General features: G+C 70.7%; 25 protein-coding genes. 17 read left to right on the forward strand and 8 right to left on the reverse strand.

Annotated elements, in window-relative coordinates:
- Nucleotides 1-5: 5 nt before the first annotated feature.
- Nucleotides 6-1,637, reverse strand: a complete 1,632-nt coding sequence (gene mptB, locus AB0F15_RS09220; protein ID WP_360267906.1) for a polyprenol phosphomannose-dependent alpha 1,6 mannosyltransferase MptB — start codon at nucleotides 1,635-1,637, stop codon at nucleotides 6-8.
- A gap of 172 nt (nucleotides 1,638-1,809) precedes the next feature.
- Here mptB and AB0F15_RS09225 point away from each other — a divergent pair, with 172 nt between their 5' ends.
- From AB0F15_RS09225 to AB0F15_RS09255, 7 genes are read left to right on the forward strand one after another with little or no spacing between them, the layout of a single operon-like run.
- A complete protein-coding gene (locus tag AB0F15_RS09225) occupies nucleotides 1,810-2,622 on the forward strand; it encodes a metalloregulator ArsR/SmtB family transcription factor (RefSeq protein ID WP_360267908.1) in 813 nt (270 codons plus the stop codon).
- Complete coding sequence (gene sufB, locus AB0F15_RS09230) at nucleotides 2,619-4,067, forward strand: Fe-S cluster assembly protein SufB (RefSeq protein WP_360267602.1); 1,449 nt, start codon at nucleotides 2,619-2,621, stop codon at nucleotides 4,065-4,067. Before AB0F15_RS09225 ends, sufB begins: the two co-directional genes overlap by 4 nt.
- A 2-nt stretch (nucleotides 4,068-4,069) precedes the next feature.
- Nucleotides 4,070-5,242, forward strand: a complete 1,173-nt coding sequence (gene sufD / locus AB0F15_RS09235; RefSeq protein ID WP_360267605.1) for a Fe-S cluster assembly protein SufD — start codon at nucleotides 4,070-4,072, stop codon at nucleotides 5,240-5,242.
- A gap of 32 nt (nucleotides 5,243-5,274) precedes the next feature.
- Complete coding sequence (gene sufC, locus AB0F15_RS09240; protein WP_360267608.1) at nucleotides 5,275-6,045, forward strand: Fe-S cluster assembly ATPase SufC; 771 nt, start codon at nucleotides 5,275-5,277, stop codon at nucleotides 6,043-6,045.
- A 43-nt stretch (nucleotides 6,046-6,088) separates the two neighbouring features.
- Nucleotides 6,089-7,378: a cysteine desulfurase gene (locus AB0F15_RS09245; RefSeq protein WP_360267611.1), complete on the forward strand. Its 1,290-nt coding sequence runs from the start codon at nucleotides 6,089-6,091 to the stop codon at nucleotides 7,376-7,378.
- On the forward strand, nucleotides 7,375-7,821 hold the full coding sequence (gene sufU / locus AB0F15_RS09250; RefSeq protein WP_360267614.1) for a Fe-S cluster assembly sulfur transfer protein SufU: 447 nt from the start codon (nucleotides 7,375-7,377) through the stop codon (nucleotides 7,819-7,821). The genes AB0F15_RS09245 and sufU overlap by 4 nt, the downstream gene beginning before the upstream one ends.
- A complete protein-coding gene (locus AB0F15_RS09255) occupies nucleotides 7,818-8,213 on the forward strand; it encodes a metal-sulfur cluster assembly factor (protein ID WP_360267617.1) in 396 nt (131 codons plus the stop codon). Before sufU ends, AB0F15_RS09255 begins: the two co-directional genes overlap by 4 nt.
- Here the strand turns inward: AB0F15_RS09255 and AB0F15_RS09260 are convergent.
- Entirely contained in the window at nucleotides 8,203-8,997 is a 795-nt protein-coding gene (locus tag AB0F15_RS09260) for a DUF4184 family protein (RefSeq protein WP_360267619.1), read from the reverse strand. The genes AB0F15_RS09255 and AB0F15_RS09260 overlap by 11 nt on opposite strands.
- Nucleotides 8,998-9,014: 17 nt before the next feature.
- Between AB0F15_RS09260 and AB0F15_RS09265 the strand changes: the two genes are divergently transcribed.
- The 3 genes from AB0F15_RS09265 (at nucleotide 9,015) to AB0F15_RS09275 (ending at nucleotide 10,951) form a co-directional block, all read left to right on the forward strand.
- Nucleotides 9,015-9,347, forward strand: coding sequence for a YnfA family protein (locus AB0F15_RS09265; protein ID WP_360267622.1), 333 nt, complete (start codon nucleotides 9,015-9,017; stop codon nucleotides 9,345-9,347).
- Nucleotides 9,348-9,451: 104 nt separating this feature from the next.
- A complete protein-coding gene (lepB, locus tag AB0F15_RS09270; RefSeq protein ID WP_360267624.1) occupies nucleotides 9,452-10,147 on the forward strand; it encodes a signal peptidase I in 696 nt (231 codons plus the stop codon).
- A 261-nt stretch (nucleotides 10,148-10,408) separates the two neighbouring features.
- Entirely contained in the window at nucleotides 10,409-10,951 is a 543-nt protein-coding gene (locus tag AB0F15_RS09275) for a snapalysin family zinc-dependent metalloprotease (protein WP_360267627.1), read from the forward strand.
- Nucleotides 10,952-11,044: 93 nt separating this feature from the next.
- Here the strand turns inward: AB0F15_RS09275 and AB0F15_RS09280 are convergent, their stop codons facing one another.
- Genes AB0F15_RS09280 through cysD form a run of 3 tightly spaced genes read right to left on the reverse strand, consistent with a single transcriptional unit; the run spans nucleotide 11,045 to nucleotide 14,193 of the window.
- Entirely contained in the window at nucleotides 11,045-11,416 is a 372-nt protein-coding gene (locus AB0F15_RS09280) for a VOC family protein (protein ID WP_360267629.1), read from the reverse strand.
- Between the two features lie 33 nt (nucleotides 11,417-11,449).
- Nucleotides 11,450-13,261 (reverse strand): adenylyl-sulfate kinase, encoded by a 1,812-nt coding sequence (gene cysC / locus AB0F15_RS09285; RefSeq protein ID WP_360267632.1) that lies wholly within the window; start codon nucleotides 13,259-13,261, stop codon nucleotides 11,450-11,452.
- Nucleotides 13,261-14,193, reverse strand: a complete 933-nt coding sequence (cysD, locus tag AB0F15_RS09290; RefSeq protein ID WP_360267635.1) for a sulfate adenylyltransferase subunit CysD — start codon at nucleotides 14,191-14,193, stop codon at nucleotides 13,261-13,263. The genes cysC and cysD overlap by 1 nt, the downstream gene beginning before the upstream one ends.
- A gap of 39 nt (nucleotides 14,194-14,232) precedes the next feature.
- Between cysD and AB0F15_RS09295 the strand changes: the two genes are divergently transcribed.
- Genes AB0F15_RS09295 through AB0F15_RS09310 form a run of 4 tightly spaced genes read left to right on the forward strand, consistent with a single transcriptional unit; the run spans nucleotide 14,233 to nucleotide 17,853 of the window.
- Nucleotides 14,233-14,712, forward strand: coding sequence for a nuclear transport factor 2 family protein (locus tag AB0F15_RS09295; protein ID WP_360267638.1), 480 nt, complete (start codon nucleotides 14,233-14,235; stop codon nucleotides 14,710-14,712).
- Nucleotides 14,709-15,899, forward strand: a complete 1,191-nt coding sequence (locus AB0F15_RS09300) for a hypothetical protein (RefSeq protein ID WP_360267641.1) — start codon at nucleotides 14,709-14,711, stop codon at nucleotides 15,897-15,899. Before AB0F15_RS09295 ends, AB0F15_RS09300 begins: the two co-directional genes overlap by 4 nt.
- Nucleotides 15,896-16,684: an SDR family oxidoreductase gene (locus AB0F15_RS09305; RefSeq protein ID WP_360267644.1), complete on the forward strand. Its 789-nt coding sequence runs from the start codon at nucleotides 15,896-15,898 to the stop codon at nucleotides 16,682-16,684. The genes AB0F15_RS09300 and AB0F15_RS09305 overlap by 4 nt, the downstream gene beginning before the upstream one ends.
- 8 nt (nucleotides 16,685-16,692) lie before the next feature.
- Nucleotides 16,693-17,853 (forward strand): sulfotransferase, encoded by a 1,161-nt coding sequence (locus AB0F15_RS09310; RefSeq protein ID WP_360267647.1) that lies wholly within the window; start codon nucleotides 16,693-16,695, stop codon nucleotides 17,851-17,853.
- A gap of 9 nt (nucleotides 17,854-17,862) precedes the next feature.
- Here the strand turns inward: AB0F15_RS09310 and AB0F15_RS09315 are convergent, their stop codons facing one another.
- Nucleotides 17,863-19,056: a glycosyltransferase gene (locus tag AB0F15_RS09315; protein WP_360267650.1), complete on the reverse strand. Its 1,194-nt coding sequence runs from the start codon at nucleotides 19,054-19,056 to the stop codon at nucleotides 17,863-17,865.
- A gap of 44 nt (nucleotides 19,057-19,100) precedes the next feature.
- Between AB0F15_RS09315 and AB0F15_RS09320 the strand changes: the two genes are divergently transcribed.
- Entirely contained in the window at nucleotides 19,101-19,727 is a 627-nt protein-coding gene (locus AB0F15_RS09320; RefSeq protein WP_360267653.1) for a helix-turn-helix domain-containing protein, read from the forward strand.
- A 5-nt stretch (nucleotides 19,728-19,732) separates the two neighbouring features.
- On the opposite strand, the gene AB0F15_RS09325 is transcribed toward AB0F15_RS09320, so the two are convergent.
- On the reverse strand, nucleotides 19,733-21,406 hold the full coding sequence (locus AB0F15_RS09325; RefSeq protein WP_360267655.1) for a GGDEF domain-containing protein: 1,674 nt from the start codon (nucleotides 21,404-21,406) through the stop codon (nucleotides 19,733-19,735).
- 137 nt (nucleotides 21,407-21,543) lie between these two features.
- Between AB0F15_RS09325 and AB0F15_RS09330 the strand changes: the two genes are divergently transcribed.
- Both AB0F15_RS09330 and AB0F15_RS09335 read left to right on the forward strand, forming a co-directional pair.
- Nucleotides 21,544-21,891, forward strand: coding sequence for a metalloregulator ArsR/SmtB family transcription factor (locus tag AB0F15_RS09330; protein WP_360267658.1), 348 nt, complete (start codon nucleotides 21,544-21,546; stop codon nucleotides 21,889-21,891).
- Nucleotides 21,888-22,523 (forward strand): SRPBCC family protein, encoded by a 636-nt coding sequence (locus tag AB0F15_RS09335; RefSeq protein WP_360267661.1) that lies wholly within the window; start codon nucleotides 21,888-21,890, stop codon nucleotides 22,521-22,523. Before AB0F15_RS09330 ends, AB0F15_RS09335 begins: the two co-directional genes overlap by 4 nt.
- Here the strand turns inward: AB0F15_RS09335 and AB0F15_RS09340 are convergent.
- Entirely contained in the window at nucleotides 22,520-22,873 is a 354-nt protein-coding gene (locus tag AB0F15_RS09340) for a PASTA domain-containing protein (RefSeq protein WP_360267664.1), read from the reverse strand. The genes AB0F15_RS09335 and AB0F15_RS09340 overlap by 4 nt on opposite strands.
- Between the last annotated feature and the right edge of the window lie 31 nt (nucleotides 22,874-22,904).

A 22,904-nucleotide genomic window follows, 5' to 3' on the forward strand; every position in this document is an offset into this window, starting at 1 on the left:
TCGCGTCACGATACGGCGTCGGCACCCGCGGGCACCCGCGGGGACGGCCGGGAGAGCAATACCGGAGCGAGGCGCCGCACGATCAGCATCCCGGCGCCGCAGACGACGATCGCCGCGATGTAGGCGAACGGCAGCACGTAGGGGCGGCCGTCGAAGGTGCTGCCGGTGGGCGGGAGCAGGAACGGCAGGGCGGCCGACAGCACCGCCGCCGCCACCCGGAACCGCGATGTCCCGGCCGCGGCGGCGAGCGGGATCACCGCCCAGAGCACGTACCAGGGCTGCAGGTTGATCTGCAGGATCATCACTGCGCCCAGAGAGACGCCGAGCCCGATGATCGGCCGGTAGCGCCACTTGAAGCTGTCCCACAGGAACTTGAAGGTGATCCCGACGGCGACGAGGTAGCCGAGGGCACCGAGGATCGGCACCAGCGCGTTCGTGTGGTTGCCCAGCCCGAGCGCGATGCCGAGGACGCCGGAGAGGTTGGCCAGCTCGGCGGTGGGGGAGATCCAGGAGCGGACCAGGCCGGGGGTGTTGAACGTCGCCCCGAACCAGCCGAAGCCGAGCCCGGTGCCGAAGCAGACGGCCACCAGGACCACACCGAACCACAGCGCCATCGGCGCCCCGGCCAGGAACAGGTCCTTCAGCCTGCCGTGCCGGCGGCGCGCCACCATCACCGCGAAGAACGGCAGCGCGAACACCGCCGGCAGCTTCACGGCGACGCCGAGGGTGATGATCGCGACGCCGAGCGCGATGTACAGCAGTTCCCCGCGCCCGAGCGGGGGTGGCGTGTCGCCCTTCACCCGGATCGGCAGCCGCCGGATGCCCACCTCCAGCCCGGCGAGCATCAGGCCGACGGCGAGCGCGTCGTTGTGGGCGCCGGCGACGAAGTGGAAGATCAGCAGCGGGTTCAGGGCGCCGAGCCACAACGCGGTCGCGGGCTGGACGCCGAACCGGCGCGCCAGCCGCGGGAGCGCCCAGACGATGAGGACCACGCCGGCCAGCGCGAGGACGCGCTGGAGCAGCACGCCGACCGCGATGCTGTTGCCGGCCAGCGGGGCGAGCCAGCCGCCGAGGCGCAGCACGACCGGGCCGTAGGGCGCCGGCGTCTCGCGCCACATGTTCGACACACCCGCGGTGAACTTGTCCGCGACGCCGAGGGCCTGCGCCGGGCCGAGGGTGTAGGGGTCCATCCCGCGGTGCACGATTTCGCTCTGCGCGAGGTAGCTGTAGACGTCGCGGGAGAACAGCGGCGGGATGACCAGCAGCGGCACCACCCACAGCGCGATCGTGCGCGCCAGCTGCCCCTGCGACGCGAGCCGCGTGCGGCTGGGCTGGGCGAACCGGCCGAGCATCAGCCAGCTCAGCACCAGGATGCCCATCCCGGAGATGGCGATGGCCAGCGACACCGTCGGGATGCGGGTGAACAGTCTCAGCACCGGGATCTCCTGCACCGGGTTGATCACCGGGGCGGCGCCGGCGCCGAGGGAGCCGAGCGCGAGGAAGAGCGAACCGACCGTGCCGAAGCGGCGGACGACGTTCAGCCCGCGCTGCTCGTCGGCCTCCAGCGGCAGGGGTTCGCGGGGGTGGACGGGCGAGATCGTCACCGGGTGGACACGCTCGTCCGCGATCCGTGCCACTTGCCGGCCCTGCTGCGCCGGGTGTTCGCCCACTGCCACGCGTGCAGGGTATCGGTGCCGCACCGGAGTGAGTCGGGTCACTGCCGGACACCCCGCCTTTGCCGATCACGGGGAAATAAGACACACTTGTGTTGTGAAAAAGACGGAGGCGGGTGACCAGGCGGGCGGCGGCATGCCCCGCGCCGCGCATCCGCACGTTCCGTCGCAGGTCAGCGCCGAGGGCAAGACCCGGCACGAGGTCGCCCGGCTGCTGCTGGAACAGGGTCCCATGACCGCCGTCGTGGTCGCCGAGCAGCTCGGGATCAGTCCCGCCGCCGTCCGCCGCCACCTCGACGCCCTTCTCGCGGACGGCGAAGCCGAGACGCGGGACGCGCCGCGCCGCGGACCCCGGGGCCGGGGCCGCCCGGCGAAACTGTTCCTGCTGACCGAGGCCGGCCGTGCGCGGTTCGGGCACGCCTACGACGACCTGGCCGTCTCCGCCATCCGTTTCCTCGCCGAGCACGCCGGTGAAGACGCCGTCCGCGCCTTCGCCGAGCGTCGCATCGAGAAGCTGGTCGGGCCGCACCGCCCGGCGATCACCGGGTCGAGTGACCCCGCCGCCCGGGCCGAGGCCCTCGCAACCGCGCTGAGCAGGGAAGGCTACGCTGCGTCGACCCGTCTGGTCGGCGCCAACGCCTTCGAAAAGAAGGCCGCGGGGCAGAACGTCGGCGCGCAGCTCTGCCAGCACCACTGTCCGGTCGCCCACGTCGCCGCGGAGTTCCCGCAGCTGTGCGAGGCCGAGACGGAAGCGTTCGCGAAGCTGCTGGGCACCCACGTCCAGCGGCTGGCGACCATCGCGCGCGGTGATTCCGCGTGCACCACCCACGTACCCGTCACGGCGGGTCAGCCGGCCCATCCCGAGCCGGAAAGCACAGAGCCTTCGAGGGCCGCCCAGCTGCGGTCCACGGAGGAAGCACGGATCCCGAATGGAGGGAAACCCGCATGACTGCCGCTGCCGAGCAGCGCACTCCCACCACCGCGCCCTTGAGCCAGGAAGAGACCATCGAGTCCCTGGGCAAGTACGCGTTCGGCTGGGCCGACTCCGATGAGGCGGGCGCCAGCGCCCGTCGCGGGCTGAACGAGGATGTCGTCACCGACATCTCCGGGAAGAAGTCCGAGCCGGAGTGGATGCGCGAAGCGCGACTGAAGGCGCTCAAGCTCTTCGAGAAGAAGCCCATGCCCAACTGGGGGGCCGACCTCTCCGGGATCGACTTCGAGAACATCAAGTACTTCGTCCGCTCCAGCGAGAAGCAGGCTGCGAGCTGGGAAGACCTTCCCGAGGACATCAAGAACACGTACGACCGGCTGGGTATCCCCGAGGCGGAGAAGCAGCGCCTCGTCGCCGGGGTCGCCGCGCAGTACGAGTCCGAAGTCGTCTACCACTCGATCCGCGAGGACCTCGAGAAGCAGGGCGTGCTGTTCCTGGACACGGACACCGCGCTCAAGACGCACCCGGAGCTGTTCGAGGAGTACTTCGGCTCGGTCATCCCGGCCGGGGACAACAAGTTCTCCGCGCTGAACACGGCGGTGTGGTCCGGCGGCTCGTTCATCTACGTGCCCAAGGGCGTCAAGGTGGACATCCCGCTGCAGGCCTACTTCCGGATCAACACCGAGAACATGGGCCAGTTCGAGCGCACCCTGATCATCGTCGACGAAGACGCCTACGTGCACTACGTCGAGGGCTGCACGGCGCCGATCTACCAGTCCGACTCGCTGCACTCGGCGGTCGTGGAGATCATCGTCAAGAAGGGTGCCCGCTGCCGCTACACGACCATCCAGAACTGGTCGAACAACGTCTACAACCTGGTCACCAAGCGCGCCAAGTGCGAAGCGGGCGCGACCATGGAATGGATCGACGGCAACATCGGTTCCAAGGTGACGATGAAGTACCCGTCGGTCTTCCTCATGGGCGAGCACGCCAAGGGTGAGGTCCTCTCGGTCGCGTTCGCGGGCGAGGGCCAGCACCAGGACGCGGGCGCCAAGATGGAGCACCTCGCGCCGTACACCTCCTCGACGATCGTGTCGAAGTCGGTGGCGCGCGGCGGCGGCCGCACCTCCTACCGCGGCCTGGTCCGCGTCGCGAAGCGCGCGCACCACTCGCGCTCCAGCGTCGTCTGCGACGCCCTGCTGGTGGACACGATCTCGCGCTCGGACACGTACCCGTACGTGGACATCCGCAACGACGAGGTGTCCATGGGCCACGAGGCCACCGTGTCGAAGGTCAGCGAAGAGCAGCTGTTCTACCTGATGTCGCGCGGTCTCGACGAGGCCGAGGCCATGGCGATGATCGTGCGCGGGTTCGTCGAGCCCATCGCGCGCGAGCTGCCGATGGAGTACGCGCTCGAGCTGAACCGCCTGATCGAGCTCCAGATGGAAGGGTCCGTCGGCTAGTCATGTCGGTTACCGAGAACAACGTTTCCGGCGCTTTGCGCGAGGGGGCGGTCATTCCGGCCGCGTCCCGCGCGGAGCGTTTCACCTCCTACGACGTCGAGGCCTTCGAGGTCCCGAGCGGCCGTGAGGAGAACTGGCGCTTCACGCCGATGAAGCGGCTGCGCGGCCTGCACGACGGCAGCGCGGTCGCCACCGGCGAGATCACCCTCGACGCCGACGCCGCGCCCGAGCTGGGCATCGTGACCGTCGGCCGCGACGACCCGCGGCTGGGCCAGGCCGGCGTCCCGAGCGACCGGATCGCCGCGCAGGCGTATTCCTCGTTCACCAAGGCCACCATCGTGACGGTGCCCAAGGAGACGAAGGCGTCGAAGCCGTCGGTGCTGCGCATCCATGGGCCGGGCGAGGACAAGGTCGCCTACGGGCACCTGCAGGTGCGTGCCGAGGCGTTCGCCGAAGCCGTGATCGTGCTCGACCACGTCGGCTCCGGCACCTACGCCGACAACGTCGAGTTCGTCATCGGCGACGGCGCCAAGGTCACCGTGGTCAGCGTCCAGGACTGGGCCGACGACGCGGTGCACGTCTCCGAGCAGCACCTGAAGCTGGGCCGCGACGCCGCGCTCCGGCACACCGTGATCACCCTCGGCGGTGACCTGGTCCGCGTCTCCCCGACGGCGACCTTCGCCGACAAGGGCGGCGACGTCGACATGCTCGGCGTCTACTTCGCCGACGGTGGCCAGCACCAGGAGCACCGCCTCTTCGTCGACCACGCGGTGCCCAACTGCAAGTCGCGCGTGGGCTACAAGGGCGCGCTGCAGGGCGAGGGCGCGCACACGGTGTGGATCGGCGACGTGCTGATCCGGGCCGCGGCCGAGGCCACCGACACCTACGAGTTCAACCGCAACCTGGTGCTCACCCCGGGCGCCCGCGCGGACTCCGTGCCGAACCTCGAGATCGAGACCGGCGAGATCGAAGGCGCCGGCCACGCGAGCGCGACGGGAAGGTTCGACGACGAGCAGTTGTTCTACCTCCAGTCACGCGGGATCGCCGAAGAAGCCGCCCGCCGGCTGGTCGTGCGCGGGTTCTTCCACGAGATCCTGGTGAAGATCGACGTCCCCGAGGTGCGCGAGCGTCTCGAAGCCGCGATCGAGGCCGAGCTCGAAGCCGTTGGCGCCTGACGCCGTCCACCGCAGACTTTAGGAAACGAAGAATGGCTACCCTGGAAATCAAGGACCTGCACGCCTCGGTCAACACCGACGAAGGCGCCAAGGAGATCCTCAAGGGCGTGAACCTGACGATCAAGTCGGGTGAGACGCACGCGATCATGGGCCCCAACGGCTCCGGCAAGTCCACCCTGTCCTACGCGATCGCCGGTCACCCGAAGTACCAGGTGACCTCCGGCGAGGTGCTGCTCGACGGCGAGAACGTCCTCGAGATGAGCGTCGACGAGCGCGCCCGCGCCGGTCTGTTCCTGGCCATGCAGTACCCGGTCGAGGTGCCCGGCGTGTCCATGTCCAACTTCCTCCGCACCGCGGCCACCGCGGTCCGTGGCGAGGCCCCCAAGCTGCGCCACTGGGTCAAGGAGGTCAAGGAGGAGATGGGCAAGCTCGAGATCTCGCAGGAGTTCGCCGAGCGCTCGGTCAACGAGGGCTTCTCCGGCGGCGAGAAGAAGCGCCACGAGATCCTGCAGCTGGCGCTGCTCAAGCCGAAGTTCGCCATCCTCGACGAGACCGACTCCGGTCTCGACGTCGACGCCCTGCGCGTCGTCTCCGAGGGCGTGAACAACTACAAGGCTTCGAGCGAGGTCGGCGTCATGCTGATCACGCACTACACCCGGATCCTGCGGCACATCACGCCGGACTTCGTGCACGTCTTCGCCGGCGGCAAGATCGTCGAGTCGGGCGGCAAGGAGCTGGCGGACGAGCTGGAAGAGAACGGGTACGTCAAGTACACCGGCAAGACCGAGCCCGCCGCGGTCTGACCGTCCCACCCAGGTGCACACCGAGAAGAGAGGAGTCGGCCCGATGACCACCACCTCGGCCAGCTCTGTGCCACTCGACGTGGCGGCCCTGAGGGCCGACTTCCCCATCCTGTCTCGCACGGTTCGTGACGGGAAACCCTTGGTGTACCTGGATTCCGGGGCGACGTCGCAACGCCCGACCGCGGTGTTCGACGCCGAACGCGAGTACGTGTTCACGTCGAACGCCGCCGTCCACCGCGGTGCCCACCAGCTCTCCGAAGAGGCGACCGACGCCTACGAGTCCGCTCGGGCGAAGATCGCCGAGTTCGTCGGAGCCGACCCCGAAGAGCTGGTGTTCACCAAGAACGCGACCGAGGGCATCAACCTGGTCGCGTACTCGATGAGCAACGCCGCCACGGCCGGTCCCGAGGCTTCGCGCTTCGTGGTCGGGCCGGGCGACGAAATCGTCATCACCGAGATGGAGCACCACGCGAACCTCGTGCCGTGGCAGCAGCTGTGCCAGCGCACCGGGGCGACGCTGAAGTGGTTCAAGGTGACGCCCGAAGGCCGCCTGGATCTGTCCGATGTGGACGAACTGATCACGCCTCGCACCAAGGTGGTCGCGTTCGCGCACCAGTCGAACGTGCTCGGCACGGTCAACCCGGTCTCGCTGCTCGTCGACAAGGCGAAGGCCGTCGGCGCGCTCACCGTGCTCGACGCCTGCCAGTCGGTGCCGCACTTCCCGGTGGACTTCCACGCCCTCGGTGTCGACTTCGCCGTGTTCTCCGGGCACAAGATGCTCGGCCCGTCCGGCATCGGCGTCCTCTACGGGCGCACCGAACTGCTGTCGGCCATGCCGCCCTTCCTCACCGGCGGGTCGATGATCGAGATGGTCCGCATGGAGGGCTCGACCTTCGCGCCACCGCCGCAGCGGTTCGAGGCCGGCGTGCCGATGACGTCGCAGGCCATCGGCCTCGGCGCGGCCGTCGACTACCTCTCGGCCATCGGCATGGACCGCGTCGCGGCGCACGAGAAGGAGCTCGCCGCGGCCGCCCTCGAGGGCGTCGGCGCCATCCCGGGTGTCCGGATCATCGGGCCGACGGACCTGGCCGACCGTGGCGCGACCGTGTCGTTCGTGATCGACGGCGTGCACCCGCACGACGCCGGCCAGGTGCTCGACAGCCTCGGCATCGCGGTCCGCGTCGGCCACCACTGCGCGTGGCCGCTGCACCGGGCCTGCGGCGCCCAGGCGACCGTGCGCGCGTCGTTCTACCTGTACAACACGCTGTCCGAAGTGGACGCCCTGGTGGCGGGCGTCCGGGAGGCGCAGAAGTTCTTCGGGGTGAGCCGGTGAACCTGGAGAGCATGTACCAGGAGATCATCCTGGACCACTACAAGAACCCGCACGGGCGCGGTCTGCGCGACCCGTTCGACGCCGAGTCGTTCCAGGTCAACCCGACCTGCGGCGACGAGGTGACACTGCGGGTCAAGCTCGACGACGGCAAGGTCACCGACGTCTCCTACGACGGCCAGGGCTGCTCGATCAGCCAGGCCTCGACGTCGGTCATGACGGACCTCGTCGTCGGCCACACGCTCGAAGAAGCGTTCACCACCATGGACGCCTTCGTGGAACTGATGCAGGGCAAGGGAAAGATCGAGCCGGACGAGGACGTGCTGGAGGACGGGATCGCCTTCGCGGGCGTTGCCAAGTACCCGGCTCGCGTGAAGTGCGCCCTCCTCGGCTGGATGGCTTTCAAGGACGCCGTCGCCCGGACCAGTGGAGATGGGAAAGCATGACCGAGGAAACCGCCACTCGTGAGGGACGCACCGCCGCCGACCTCGACGCCGAGACCACCGCGACGCAGGACCTCGAGCTCGCGAAGCTCGAGGACGTCGAGGAGGCCATGCGCGACGTCGTCGACCCGGAGCTCGGCATCAACGTCGTCGACCTCGGGCTGGTCTACGACATCCGTGTCGAGCCGGACAACACCGCGACGATCGACATGACGCTGACCTCGGCGGCCTGCCCGCTGACCGACGTCATCGAAGACCAGACGTCGGCGGCCCTGACGTCCGGCGGCCTGGTCAAGGACTTCCGGATCAACTGGGTCTGGATGCCGCCGTGGGGCCCGGAGAAGATCACCGAGGACGGCCGCGAACAGCTGCGCGCCCTCGGCTTCACCGTCTGAGTTCGTTCGCGTCGAGCGGGTCACCTTCCGAGGTGGCCCGCTTTGCGTATAACGCCCTATACCGCGCGTGCCAGGCCAGTGCGTACAAGCCGAGCGTGGCGAAGAACCCGCTGCAGACACCGGTGACGAGCAGGTAGGTCGCGTTGCCGACCACGCCGGCGCGGGTCATCGGGTCGTGGTGGGCGAGGAACGGCAGCACTTCGACGAGCCCGCCGGTGAGCGTGCCGGCCGCCAGGACCGCGGCGACGGTCTTGCGGTGGCGGGTGCCCGGTGGCGCCGGCGCGACGGGCGCGGCGCGGTACCAGCGCCACAGCCACCAGGCGAGGATCACGGCGCCGGCGATCGTGCTGACCAGCTGGATCAGCCGTCCGACGTCGACGCCGGTGACGAGCGGGGTCCGCAGGAACGCCGGCCCGCCGCTTTCGTGGGTGAAGGCGTCCCAGCCGACGTGCGTGGCGGCGCCGAGCACCAGCGAAAGGGCGATCCACCCCGGCCGCTTCCAGCCGAAGCGGCGGGGAAGCCGTTCGGCGAGCGGTTTGGGGGCCAGCGCCAGCAGCGGCCGTTTCAGCAGCACGTGGAACACGGCCAGCAGGACGAGCGCGATGAGCGGGTCGAGCCACAGGATCGCGGTGAATTCGTGGGTGTCCGTCAGGCCCACGCTGTGAAGCCGTGGCACGAACCAGAAGACGTCCGGCGCGATCGACCCGGCGACGAGCGCGGAGGGCACCAGCGGCCGTCGCGCCAGGGGGAGCACAGCGGCGGGATGACTCAGCGTGAACGGCACGAGGTTAGTATCCCCGGGTGGTCCTGCGGTCGCTCCTCCTGTTCCTGGCCGCGGCCGGATGCGAAATCGGCGGCGCCTGGCTGATCTGGCAGGGCATCCGCGAACACCGCGGTCTCCTGTGGATCGGCGGCGGCGTCGTGGCGCTGGGCGTGTACGGCTTCGTGGCGACCCTTCAGCCGGACGCCCACTTCGGCCGCATCCTCGCCGCGTACGGCGGCGTGTTCGTCGCGGGCTCGTTGGCCTGGGGAATGGTCGCGGACGGCTACCGTCCCGATCGCTACGACGTCATCGGCGCTTTGCTGTGCCTGGCCGGGGTCGCGGTGATCATGTACGCCCCGCGCGCGGGTTAACGGCGGAAGCGGGCACGCGATAGATCTTCGTGACCGAAATGTCGTTCCCGCCCGCACCGCCATCCGCCCCGCCATCCGCCTCGAACCGCTCCGGGTCCAAGGTGGTGCTGCTGCCGATGATCGTCGTCATGGTGCTCGGCGCCGGCGCCGGTGTGTACGGCTTCGGCCGGCTGACGGTGGGGTACCAGGCTTACGCGTTGCAGGGCGGGAACATGAGCCCGACCTTCGCCGCCGGCGATCGGCTCGTCATGCGCCGGGGCGGCGACGCCGAGGTACACCGCGGGGATGTCGTCGCCATCGACCTGAGGGCGTACGCCGAGTCGGCCCGCGACGGAGTCGGTGTCGTCCGCGTGGTCGGGGTCGCCGGGGACAAGGTCGCCTGCTGCACCGACGAGCACCTCTCGGTCAACGGCAAGCCGATCATCGAGCCCTACATCACTCCCGGCTTCGAAAGTCTCTTCGAGTTCTCCGCCGAGGTGCCCGAGGGCGCGATCTTCGTCGAAGGTGACAACCGCGGCAATTCCGACGACTCACGGTTCGGCGGCCCGGTGCGGTTGTCCGCGGTCATCGGGATCGTGGTCGCCACCGGCACGGTCGTCACCCCGAAGCCCCTGCCCCCGGTCACCGCGTTCGCCGACGCGGGCCTGCCCGGAACGCCCTACTCCGACGGCACCCTGGCCGGCCTGCGGTGGTGGGTCGTCGGCGGTGCCGTCTTGGTCGTCGCCGGCTTCATCGGGCTGATCGTGACGCTCGCCCGGAACGTCGGCAGACGCCGAAAAGCAGCCTCACCAGTGCGCTGATCACCAGCCGGGATCGAGTGCGGCCAGGGTGCCTTCCACCGTGGCCAGGGCGCGGAACACCCGCGGCCACCGGCGGCGGCACGCTCGGCCGGAAGCCCGCGACCACGCGGAACAGGCCGGTGGCCAGGTCCAGGTCGTGGTGGGGCCGGGCGCCCTTCCGCGAGGGAACGACTTTCGGCCGTGGCCGCGACGGTGGTGGCCTCCTAACCTGATCGCGCGAACCACGGTGAAGTGCTCTCTGAATCGGACGAAGGAGACACGATGAACGGACGCGTGATCGGCCGGGTCGTGGCCTTGGCCACCGCCATCGCGGCCCCGCTGGGTCTGGGACTGGCCACCGCCCCGGCCGCATCGGCGGCGGCTGTCACGACGCTGTACTACAGCTCTTCGGGCGCGCCGGACTACCTCGCCCAGATCGACCAGGGCGCGGCCAACTGGAATGCGGCTGTCAGCGACGTGAAGCTGGTCAAGCGGGCCACGGGCGCGACGATCGTGTTCCACGAGGTGCACAGCGGCGGGTCGTACACGAACACCAACGGCCATGGGCGCGGGCAGATCTACCTGGACACGAGCCAGGTGGCCGAGGGCTACGACCCGACGCGCATCGCGGCGCACGAACTGGGCCACAACCTCGGCCTGCCGGACCACTACAGCGGGCCGTGCACGGAGCTGATGTCCGGCCACGGGCCGGGAACGGCGTGCAAGAACGCCAAGCCGTCCGCGGCTGAGGCGACGAAGGTGCAGTCCTTGTGGGTGAACGGCTTGGTGGCCGGGACGGCGGAGACGCGTACAGCCGCGATGTAGCCGGTCCGAGCGTCGCGAATGACTCATCGGGGACCTCCGACCTGCCCGATGAGTCATTCCCGAGCTTCCTTCGTGCTGGAAGCCGGGCAGGCGTCAGTCCAAGCAGAACTCGTTGCCCTCGACGTCCTGCATCGTCAGGCAGGACTCGTTTTCTTCGTCCGCCTCCTGGAGCCACAGGCGTTTCGCACCGAACGTCTCCAGCCGCGAGCACTCGGCTTCGAGCGCGGCGAGCCGCTCGTCGCCGACGAGCCCGGTGCCGACCCGGACGTCGAGGTGCACGCGGTTCTTGACGACCTTGCCTTCCGGCACGCGCTGGAAGTACAGCCGCGGGCCCACTCCCGTGGGGTCGGTGCAGACGAGGCCCGAGCTGTGCAGCTCGTACCCGAGCACCTCGCACCAGAACCGGGCGACGCGCTCGGGGTCCGCGCAATCGAAGGTGACTTGGACCTGCCTGACCGACGTCATGCAGCCCAGCCTAGGGGCGCGAGCAACCGAATTTCAGCCGAGGTCGTCGAGCAGGGCCTGGATCGCCGCCGCCATCGCCGCCGGGTCGCCGTCGGCCGGGCGCAGCACCAGATCCGGGGACGACGGACGCTCGTAGGGTGCGTCGATGCCGGTGAAGCCGGTGATCTCCCCGGCGCGCGCCTTCGCATACATGCCCTTCGGGTCGCGGGCTTCGCACACCTCCAGCGGTGTGTCGACGAAGACCTCGACGAACGGCAGCCCGTCGTGGACCGTCCGCGCCCGGGTCCGGTCGGCCTCGTACGGGCTGATCAGCGACGCGATCGCCACCACGCCCGCGTCCGCGAACAGCCGCGCCACCTCGGCCACGCGCCGGACATTCTCCGCGCGGTCCTCGGGGCTGAAGCCCAACCCGGCATTGAGGCCGTGGCGCAGGTTGTCGCCGTCGAGGAGGTACGCCGGCCGGCCGGCCGCGACCAGCCGGCGTTCCAGTTCGACCGCCACCGAAGACTTGCCGGACGCCGAAAGCCCGGTGAGCCACACCGTGGCGCCCCGGGTCGGGCGGTCCTCGCGCCGGACCGCCGCGGTGTGCCAGACGACCGGAGACGCCGGGGCGCCGGTGATCATGCCCGCCGCGACCGTGTCGCCCGTGTGCTCGTCGACGAGCAGGAAGCCGCCGGTGGCCCGGTTGCGGCGGTACGGGTCGAACAGCAGCGGCGCCCGTGTGCGCAGCCGGATCCGGCCGATGTCGTTGAGCCGCAACGACTCCGCCGTCTCGTCGCGGTGCAGGGTGGTGACGTCGAGGCGGTACTCCAGCCGCTCCACCGAGCCCCGCGTCTCGGTGGTCGTGTGCCGCACCGCGTACGTCGCGCCCGGCGTCAAGGCGGCGCGTTCGGAGAACCAGCAGACCAGGGCGTCCACCTCACGTGCGGACTCCGCGCGGTTTCCGGGGCGGCACAACATCGCTCCGCGGCCGAGGTCGAGGTCGTCGGCCAGCTCGACGGCCACCGCTTGGCCGGTGAACGCCTCTTCCAGGGGTTTCCCGCCCGGTCCCCACACCGCGCGCACCTTCGACGTGAAGCCAGACGGTAGCGCCACGACCTCGTCACCCGGTTTGAACACCCCGCCGGCGACGGTCCCCGCGTAGCCGCGGAAGTCGGATCGGCGGATCACGTACTGCACCGGGAACCGGGCGTCGATCAGGTTGCGGTCGGAGGCGACGTGGACCTCCTCCAGCTGGTGCAGCAGCGAGGTGCCTTCGTACCAGGGCGTGCTCGCGCTGCGGTGGACGACGTTGTCGCCGTGCAGCGCCGAGACCGGCACGAACGTCAGGTCGGCGACGTCGAGCTTCATGGCGAACCGGCGGAAGTCCTCGCGGATCTCGTCGAACCGCTCCTGGGACCAGCCGACGAGGTCCATCTTGTTCACGCACACCACGAGGTGCCCGATCCCGAGCAGCGACGCGAGGAACGCGTGGCGCCGGGACTGCTCGAGCACGCCCTTGCGCGCGTCGACGAGGATCAGCGCCAGGTCGGCGGTGGACGCACCGGTCACCATGTTCCGCGTGTACTGCAGGTGCCCCGGCGTGTCCGCGATGATGAACTTGCGCTTGGGCGTGGCGAAGTACCGGTGGGCGACGTCGATCGTGATGCCCTGCTCGCGCTCGGCCCGCAGGCCGTCGGTGAGCAGCGAGAGGTCCGGGTAGTCCTCGCCGCGGTCGCGGCTGGCGCGCTCGAGGGCGGCGAGCTGGTCGGTGAAGATCGCCTTCGAGTCGAACAGCAGCCGCCCGATCAGCGTGGACTTCCCGTCGTCCACGCTCCCGGCGGTGGCGATCCTCAGCAGCTGCATCAGAAGTAGCCCTCCCGCTTGCGATCTTCCATGCCTGCTTCGGAAATCCGGTCGTCGGCCCGCGTGGCCCCGCGTTCCGTGATGCGCGTGGCGGCCACCTCGGTAACCACTTCGGACGGGGTGGCCGCCGACGACTCGACGCAGCCGGTGCACGTGGCGTCGCCGACGGTCCGGAACCGGACGGTCGCCTCGTACGGCGTCTCCCCGTCCACAAGGGACAGGAAACGGGTGGCGGCCAGCAGCATGCCATCGCGCTGGACCACCGGACGGCGGTGGGCGTAGTACAGCGGCGGCAGCGCGATCCGCTCGTCCCGGATGTACTGCCAGATGTCGAGCTCGGTCCAGTTCGACAGCGGGAAGACGCGGATGTGCTCGCCGCGCCGGTGCCGCCCGTTGTAGAGGTTCCACAGCTCCGGGCGCTGCGCCCGCGGGTCCCACTGACCGTGCTCGTCGCGGAAGCTGAACACGCGCTCCTTGGCACGGGCCTTCTCTTCGTCGCGGCGAGCGCCGCCGAACACGGCGTCGAAGCCGCCCTCGCGGATCGCCCGCAGCAGCGTCACCGTCTGCAGCCGGTTGCGGCTGGCCCGCGGCCCGGTCTCCTCGACGACGCGGCCGGCGTCGAGGTCGTCCTGCACGCTCGCGACCTCCAGGCGCAGGCCGAAGGCGGCGACGGTCTCGTCGCGGAACCGCAGCACCTCGTCGAAGTTGTGCCCGGTGTCGACGTGCAGCACGGGGAACGGCAGCGACGCCGGCCAGAACGCCTTCGCGGCGACGTGCAGCATCACCACCGAGTCCTTGCCGCCGGAGAAGAGCAGGACCGGGCGCTCGAAGGTCGCCGCGACCTCGCGGAAGACGTGCACGGCCTCCGCTTCGAGCGCGGCCAGGTGCGAAAGCTCGTACGAGGTCACGGACACCGGAAAAAAGTAGAACATGTTCTTGTCATCGGTCAAGCGGTGCGGGACCCTGGGGGCATGGACCTGGGCGTACTCGAAGAGATCAAGCGGCTGAAGTACCGGTACCTGCGCGGGGTGGACCTGAAACTGTGGGACGAGGTGGCCGGCACGTTCACCGTCGACGCCACGGCCGACTACGGGACCCATGCCGTCGGGGGCGACGGGAAGCAGTTCGAAGGCCGCGACGCCATTGTCGAATTCCTCACCCAGAGCCTCGGCAATGGCATCATCACCGTGCACCACGCAGGTCAGCCCGAGATCGACGTCGACGGCGACACCGCGACCGGGCGGTGGTCGTTCACCGACCGGGTGATCGTCCCCGACCACAAGGTGATCATCGAAGGCGCCGCGTTCTACGAGGACACCTACCGCCGGGAGAACGACGGCGCCTGGCGGATCTCGCACATCGGGTACGTCCGCACCTACGAGTCGATGATGTCCTGGGACGGCCTCCCGGGCTTCCGGCTGCTCGCGAACCGCTGGGCCGTCCCGGCATGATCGAGAACGAGTTCTCGTTGACCCGGTCGTTCGCCGACGCCATCGTCGAGGCCGAGAAGCTGATCGCGGAAGCCCCGCCGGCGCAGACCGAGCAGGGCCTGCTGGAGGGTTACGACTACCTCGCCGGCAGCATCCGGGCGTCGCTGCAGATGGCCTGGGCCTACCAGCGCGACTTCCCGTACTTCACCGCGTCCACCGGGCCCTACACGAAGATGGGCCTGGACAACCCGGACACGCTGTACTTCAACGCGAACATCCGCGCCGACCGCGAGTACCTGGTCACCGGCGTCCGCGGGACCACCGCCGACCTGAGCTTCCAGGTCCTGAACGGTGACTACTCGCCGGTGGAGGTGCCCGACAGCCTCGCCGCGTTCGACGACCGGGCCATCGAGATCGGCCCGGACGGCCGGTTCGAGCTGCGGTTCGGCCCCGCGCGCGAAAACCCGGGCCCCAACTACTTCGTCCTCGGCGAAGGTTCGTCGATGCTCGTGGTCCGCGAGGTCTACAGCGACTGGGCCACCGAGCGGCGCGGCGAGATCCGCATCCGGTGCGTCGACACCGCCGGCCAGGCGCCGCCGGTGCCGGACCGGTCGGCCATGGCCAAGCGATACGGGGTCACCGGCAAGATCCTGCTGAGCCGGCTCAGGACGTTCCTGGCCTTCCCGAAGTGGTTCTACGACAACCTGCCGGTGAACACGATGACCGAGCCGCGCTCGACACCGGGTGGCCTGACGACGCAGTTCTCCTCGGCCGGGCACTACGAGCTGGGCGGCGAAGAGGCGATGATCGTCACCGTGCCGCGCTGCGCCGACGCGCCGTACCAGGGCATCCAGCTCGGCAGCCCCTGGTACGTCTCGCTCGACTACATCAACCACCAGACGAGCCTCACCGCCGACCAGGCCCGCGTCGACCCGGACGGCAAGCTCCGGTTCGTCCTCGCCGAGCGCGACCCCGGCCTGGCGAACTGGCTCGAACTCACCGGCCACGACCGCGGGTACGTCCAGATCCGCTGGCAGCGGCTCGCCCGCGACCTCGGCCCGGACGACGGCCCGGTCGTCGAGGTCGTCAAGACCGACGAACTGCCCGACCGGCTGCCCTACCACGAAGAAGCACGCGTGACGCCGGAGCAGTGGGCGGCCAGGATCGCGGCCCGGCAGGACGCCGTCGCCGCCCGGATGCTGGGGTGAGCGTGGACAACCTGTTGCAGGACAAGGTGGTCGTCGTCTCGGGCATCGGTCCCGGGCTCGGCCGGTCGATCGCCGTGCGCAGCGCGCTGGCCGGCGCCGACGTCGTGCTCGCCGCCCGCACCGAGTCGCGGCTCACCGAGGTCGCGAAGGAAGTCACCGACCTCGGGCGCCGGGCGGTGGCGATCCGGACCGACATCGACGACGCGGACTCGGCGGCCAACCTGGTGACCGAGGCGGTCAAGGCCTTCGGCCGGGTGGACGCGGTGGTGCACAACGCCTTCGCCGTCCCGCCGCTGACCGATCTGGCCACTGTGGACCTCGACGCCGTGCGCGCGGGCTTCGAGACCGCGGCGATCTCCGTGCTCCGGCTGACCCGGCTGTTCCTGCCCGCGCTCAAGGAGAGCAAGGGCTCGCTGGTGATGATCAACTCGGCCGTGCTCCGGCATTCGCGGCGCACGTTCGGCGCCTACAAGATGGCGAAGTCGGCGCTGCTGTCGCTTTCCCAGAGCCTCGCGAGCGAGCTCGGGCCGGACGGCGTGCGCGTCAACACCGTGGCGCCCGGGTACATCTGGGGGCCCAACCTCCAGTGGTACTTCGCCTACCTGGCCAAGCAACGCGGCATCACGCCGGAAGACGTCTACACCGAGACGGCGTCCACGACAGACCTGCGCAAGCTGCCGGAACCCGACGAGATCGCGGACGCCGTGGTGTTCCTCGCCTCGCCGATGGCGCGCGCGATCACCGGGCAGTGCCTCGACGTCAACGGCGGCGAGTACCACCACTAGGAGGTTAGATGCTCCCCGGCCGGGAAGACGTGGGCACCGTCGAGGACCTGCACGCCTCGGCGTCGAAGCTCACCGGGCTCGGCGACTTCGGCGCGGACGAGTACGTCGAAGGCCTGCGCGTACTGCTGGAGTCCTACGAAGCCGACGCGGAACTGACCGCGTACGGCAACAAGGTGCACCGGGCGTTCCTGCGCGGCGCGCTCGTGGCGCGGCTGCTCAGCGAGGCGTCGTGGAAGCAGCACCCGGCGTACGCGGACGTCCGCGTGGAGCGGCCGATCTTCGTCACCGGCCTGCCCCGCACCGGCACGACGGCGCTGCACCGGCTGCTCGCCGAGGACCCCGGGCACCAGGGTCTCGAAGTGTGGCTCGCCGAGGTCCCGCAGCCGCGGCCGCCGCGGGCGACGTGGGCGGAAAACCCGATCTTCCAGGGCATCCAGGCCGGCTACGAACGCCACCACGTCGAGCACCCGGAGTTCATGGGCGTGCACCACATGTCCGCCGACCAGGTGGAGGAGTGCTGGCAGCTGCTGCGCCAGTCGATGCGGTCGGTGTCCTTCGAGTGCCTCGCGTACCTGCCGCGCTACTCGCGCTGGCTGGCCAAACAGGACTGGACGGACGCCTACGCCCGGCACAAGCGCAACCTGCAGCTCATCGGGCTGCCGGACGCGGGCAAGCGCTGGGTGCTCAAGAACCCGAGCCACCTCTTCGCGCTGGACGCGTTGATGGCGAACTACCCGGACGCGCTGGTGATCCAGACGCACCGGGCGCCGCGCACGATCATGGCGTCGATGTGCAGCCTGGCCGAAAAGGCCGCAGACGGCTGGTCCGCGAAGTTCCGGGGCGAGGTGATCGGCCACGGCCAGCTCGACCTGTGGGCGCGCGGAGCCGACGAGTTCAGCTGGGCCCGCGCACGCCACGACCCGGCGCAGTTCTGCGACGTGCGGTACGAGGACTTCGTGGCGGACCCGATCGGCACGGTGTCCACTGTGTACGACCACTTCGGACTGGAGTTCACGCCCGAGGCGCGCGCCGCCATGACGGCGGTGCACGAGGCGAGCCGGATCGGGGAGCGGAAACCGGTGCACCGGTACAGCCTCGCGGACTTCGGCTTGACGGCCGAGGAGGTCGACGAGCGGTTCGCGAGTTACCTGTCGGCTCACGGCTCGTGACGCCGTAGCTCAGCCGGTGATCAGCCGCACCACCTCGTCCATCGTCGGTCCGGCGGCCATTTCCGCGGCCAGTTCCCGGGCCCGCTCGCGGTAGCGCGGATCGTCCAGGACGGCGCGGACGGCCCGTCGCAGCGTCCGCGGCGAGGCCGAGGCGCGGGCGCGGCCGATTCCGGCGCCGGACCAGGTGACCCGGGCGGCGACTTCGCGCTTGTCCTCGCTCGCCCCGACCACGACCAGCGGCACGCCGTAGCGGAGGGCGTGGTTGACGCCGCCGTACCCGCCGTTGCTGACCACGGCGGCGCAGCGGGGGAGCAGCTCGTCGTAGGGCAAGAAGTCCGCCACCCGCACGTTCTCCGGCAGCGGGCCGGGCCGCAGCTTCCCGCCGCACGTCGTCGCGACGACCAGGACGTCCTCGCCGGCCAGGGCGTCGATGGTGGGTTCGACGAGCCGGCCGAGGTCGTCGTTCGCGATCGTTCCCTGGGTCACGTGCACCACCGGCCGGCCGCCGTCCAGGTCGGCCCACCACGGCGGCAGCGGGTGCTCGCTCGCCGCGCTGACCGTCGTCGGCCCGATGAAGTGCAGCGGCGCTCCCTCGCGCGGGTACTCGAAGCCCGGGCAGGTCATCTGGAGCACGCCGTCGCTGTGCAGGGGCCAGTCCGTGAAGAGCATGCCCGGGTCGCCGCCGAGCAGGTCTTCCGCCTGTTTCTGCGCCGGCCCGGTCACCCACGGCACGAGTGTCTTGAGGAGCGCACCGCGCAGGGGGTGCCCGGGCGGGCCGGTCGGCACCGGTGGCATGAACGGCAGGAACCCCAGCGTGAGCAGGCGTGGCCGCCGTTCGCGCCGAACCAGGGCCAGCCCGGCCATCATCAGCGGGTCGCACAGCACGACGTCGGCATCGTGGGCGTCGATGGCGCTCAGCTGGTGGGGCATCGCGCGGACGAAGTGGGTCAGTTCGAACCGCGCGAGGTTCAGTCCGCGCAGACCGGCGCGGCCGGGGATCGTGCCGTCGAGGTCGGTCTCGTCGAAGTCGGCCTCGGGTGGCAGGAGTGCGACGGTGGCGCCCAGCTTCTCGAACGTTTCCCGGTAGCGCGCACCGGTGACGACGGCGACCTCGTGGCCGGCGGCGACCAGCGCCTCGACGACCGGCTTGGTCGGCCCGACGTGGCCGCGGGCGGGCTGCACGCACACGAGTATCCGGGCCATGGCGGGTCCCTTCGTTGACCGATACACTGTACTATCCAATATCGATGACGATACCCGATTCCGAAGGCGCGCGGCGCCGATACGAGTCGCCGGTGCGCGAAGCCCGCGCCCGGCGCACCCGGGCCCACGTGGTGGCGGCGGCGGGGAAGTTGTTCGCCGAGCGCGGCTACGCGGGCACGAGCATGCGGCAGATCGCCGCGGAGGCCGGGGTGAGCCTGGAAACGGTGACGCAGACGGGCCGCAAGCCGGAGCTCCTGATCGCCGCCTTCCGCGACGGCTTCGCGGGCGATCCGGACGCGGTGAACCTGGATGCCTTGGCCGGCCCGGCCGGACCGGCCGACCTGCCGTCGGTGGTGGCACGGGTGGCGGCGGGGGTGCGCAGGTCGTTGCCGATCTGGCGCGCGTTCACCACGGCGGCGGCGGCGGACCCGGCGGTGGCGGCGGTCCGCGCGGAGCAGGCGGTGGTGCGCCGGGCGGAGATCGCCGAGCGCCTGCTGGCGGCGGGGCCGGCCGGTGGCGGGGCGATCGGCCGCCTGGCCGACGCGATCGGGTTGATCATGTCCCACGAGGCATACGACCACTTGACGGCGGTGTGCGGCTGGGCGCACGAGGAGTACGTGGCCTGGGCGGTGATGGCGGTCCCGGCGCAGCTGACGCTCGACTGGGAGTGAGTGCGTCAGCCCGCGGCAGCCTGCAGGCCTCGCGTTCCGGTGCCGCGCAGCACTTCCACCCGCTCCGAACCCGGCCGGCTCAGCACCCAGCTCGGTCCCGGCACCGCCTTCGCGCGCTTCTTCAACGGCGCCAGCAGGCGCGAAACCTCCTGGTACGAGCCGATCGCGCCGTTCGCGCAGACCAGCGTCGCCAGTGACACCGTCACCGGCAGGCCCTCGGCCGACCAGGGGCGGTCCAGCAGCGCCGCCGCCACCGCGGCGATCTCGTCGACGTCGCAGACCACCAGGAAGTCGTCGCCGCCCACGTGGCTCACGCGCATCCGCCGCAGGCCGCCAGCCAGCTCGGTCAGTGCCGCGCCCAGCTCGCGGATCAGGTTGTCGCCCGCCGCGAAACCCGCCGTGTCGTTGATCGCCTTGAAGCTGTCGATGTCCAGCCAGGCCGCGACGAACGGCTCGCCGATCGTGATGCGGCGGCCCACGTCGCGGGCGACCGTGTCGCTGCCCGGCAGCCGGGTGAGCGGGTTCAGCGCCGCGGCCGCCTCGACCTTCGCCTCGGCCACGCCGCGGACCACCTCCGTCACCAGCACCACGCCGAGGCAGCGGCCGAGCTCGTCGACCACGACCACGTCGTCGCCCGTGCGGCCCCAGTCCGCGTCGGTGACCAGCTCGAGGAACTCCATCGCGCCGGCGCGGGCCTCGATCGTGTGCGGGGTGTCGGCGAGCCGGGTCGCCGGGCGCCTGGCGTGCAGCGCGTGCCCGTACGGGCCGGTGACCGCCACCAGGAACCGGGTCCGGTCGACCGACCAGCGCGGCCGGTTCAGCTCGTCCACGCCGACCACGCCCGAAGGCGCGTCCGCCGCCGCGAGCACCGCGCGGACTTCGTCGCACGTCGCCGTTTCCGGCAGTGTCGTCGCCGGGCGCAGGAAGTCGCCGACGCACGGTGCCGTGGCTGCCGGGCCGGTCGAGGGGCGGCCGCGTGTGAGCAGGGCCGGCGCGGGACCGGCGGCGGTCGGCGGGGCGAGGAGGTGCCCCTGCGCGATCCGGACGCCGAGGCCGCGGACGGCGTCGAGCTGCGTGCCGGTCTCCACGCCGGTCGCGACGAGCCGGGTGCCGGTGCGGTTCGTGTAGTGCAGCAGGGCCTCGACCACGGCGACCGAAGCGGTGTCGTCCGGCAGCCCGCGCAGCACGGTGCGGTCGAGCTTCACCAGGTCGATCGGCGCCTCGACCAGCAGACCGAGCGGCAGGTCGCCGCGGCCGAGGCCGTCGAGCGCGAGCCGGAAGCCGAGCTCGGTGAGGGTCCGCATCCCGGCGAGCGCGCGGCCGGCGGGCAGCGGCGTGAACGGCGGGCCGATCTCCAGGACGACGTCGCGGGTGCGGCGGCCCGCGTCGCCGAGCGCTTCGAGGAGGTCGTCGTACCTCGCCTGGGGTGCGGCGAGGGTGCGGGCGGACAGGTTGAGGTGCAGGGGGAGCGCGGTGGGGTGTTCGGCGTCCTGCCGGACGGCGGCGATGGCCAGCCCGAGGTCGGCTTCGGCGAGCCTGCCGTCGCGGCGCGCCTGCGCGAGCAGCTCGGGGACCGTTCCGTGGCCGGGCCTGGCCAGCGCTTCGTGCGCCACGACGCCTCCGGTGTGGAGGCTGTACAGCGGCTGGAAGGCGAAGCGGACCGCGCGTGGCGACTTCACGGCCCCGATCGTCGCGGGTCGCGCGGCGAAACGAAACCGATGTCGGCTGATGTTCACCGGGGCGGCACCCGGTTCCCCGCATCGGCGTAGTTGTTTCGGTGTTGACTTATATAAGTGAAAGCTTGTACTTTGGCCGGGTGCACGCCTTCGACGTCCTCGGCGACCCGGTCCGGCGCCGGATCCTCGAGCTGCTGGCCGACGGCGAACGAGCCGCCGGCGCGGTGACCGAGGTGATCCGAGCCGAGTTCGGCATCTCGCAGCCCGCCGTCTCCCAACACCTGAAGGTGTTGCGGGAGAACGGCTTCGCCGTCGTCCGCCAGGACGGGACGCGGCGGCTGTACGCGGTCGGGCACGCCCCGCTGCGCGACGTCGACGTCTGGCTCGACCGGTTCCGCCGGTACTGGACCCCGCCGCTGGACGCACTGGCCACCGAAATCGCCCGCGGCAAGCGCGAGCGCCGCCTCACCCAAGGAGAAGATTCGTGATCGACGTCAGCCACCAGATCAGCGCCGTCCGCCGGACGCTCGGCGACCGGGTGCTCGAGGGGAAGGAGGCCCGCGTCCTCACGATCAGCCAGGTCTACGACACCGATGCCGACGACCTGTGGGACGCCTGCACGAACCCCGAGCGCATCCCCCGCTGGTTCCTGCCGGTCAGCGGCGAGCTGAAGGTCGGCGGGAAGTACCAGCTGGAGGGCAACGCCGGCGGCACGGTCGAGCGCTGCGACCCGCCGAAGAGCTTCGCCGCCACCTGGGAGTTCGGCGGCAACGTCAGCTGGATCGAGGTGCGGCTGACGCCCGAGGGCGAGGGCACCCGGTTCGAGCTGGAGCACGTCGCCCACGTCGACGAGCGCTGGGACGAGTTCGGCCCGGGCGCGGTGGGCATCGGCTGGGACGGGGCACTGGTCGGCCTGGTCCTGCACCTCCGTGCGCCGGGAACGGCCGTCGACCCCGAGGCGGCGATGGCCTGGATGATGTCGCCCGACGGCATCCGATTCATGACGGCGTCGAACGAGGCGTGGTACGAGGCCGACGTCGCGGCGGGTGCGGACCCGGAGCGAGCCCGTGCGGCCGCGGACCGCACTCTGAAGGCGTACACGACTCCGCCGGAGGTCTAACGGTCGGTGTATTTGACCGCCGTCAGGGTGATCACCGCATCGGCGTCGACTTCCGTGCCGGGCGCCGGGTCCTGGCCGGTCTGGCGCCAGTTGCGGTCGATCACCAGTGCCCGGCCCTGGCCGGTGCCGTCGACCTCGCGCAGGTTGTAGAGCCCGGCGCGCTGCATCGCGTTCTGGGCGTCCTGGTGGTTCATCCCGGAGACGTCCGGGACCTTGATCCGCTTCGCCGGAGCCGAGGTGGAAGTCGAGGTCGTGGCCGAGGTGGTGGTCGAGGTCGTCGTGCCGGGTGAACCGGGCGGGGCGCCGCACGCGACCAGGGCGAAGGCGAGGACCGCGAGTGTCGTGACCATCCGTCGGGGCATACCTCCGTAGTACCCACGC

Source organism: Amycolatopsis sp. NPDC026612, from assembly GCF_040638285.1.
GTDB lineage: Bacteria > Actinomycetota > Actinomycetes > Mycobacteriales > Pseudonocardiaceae > Amycolatopsis.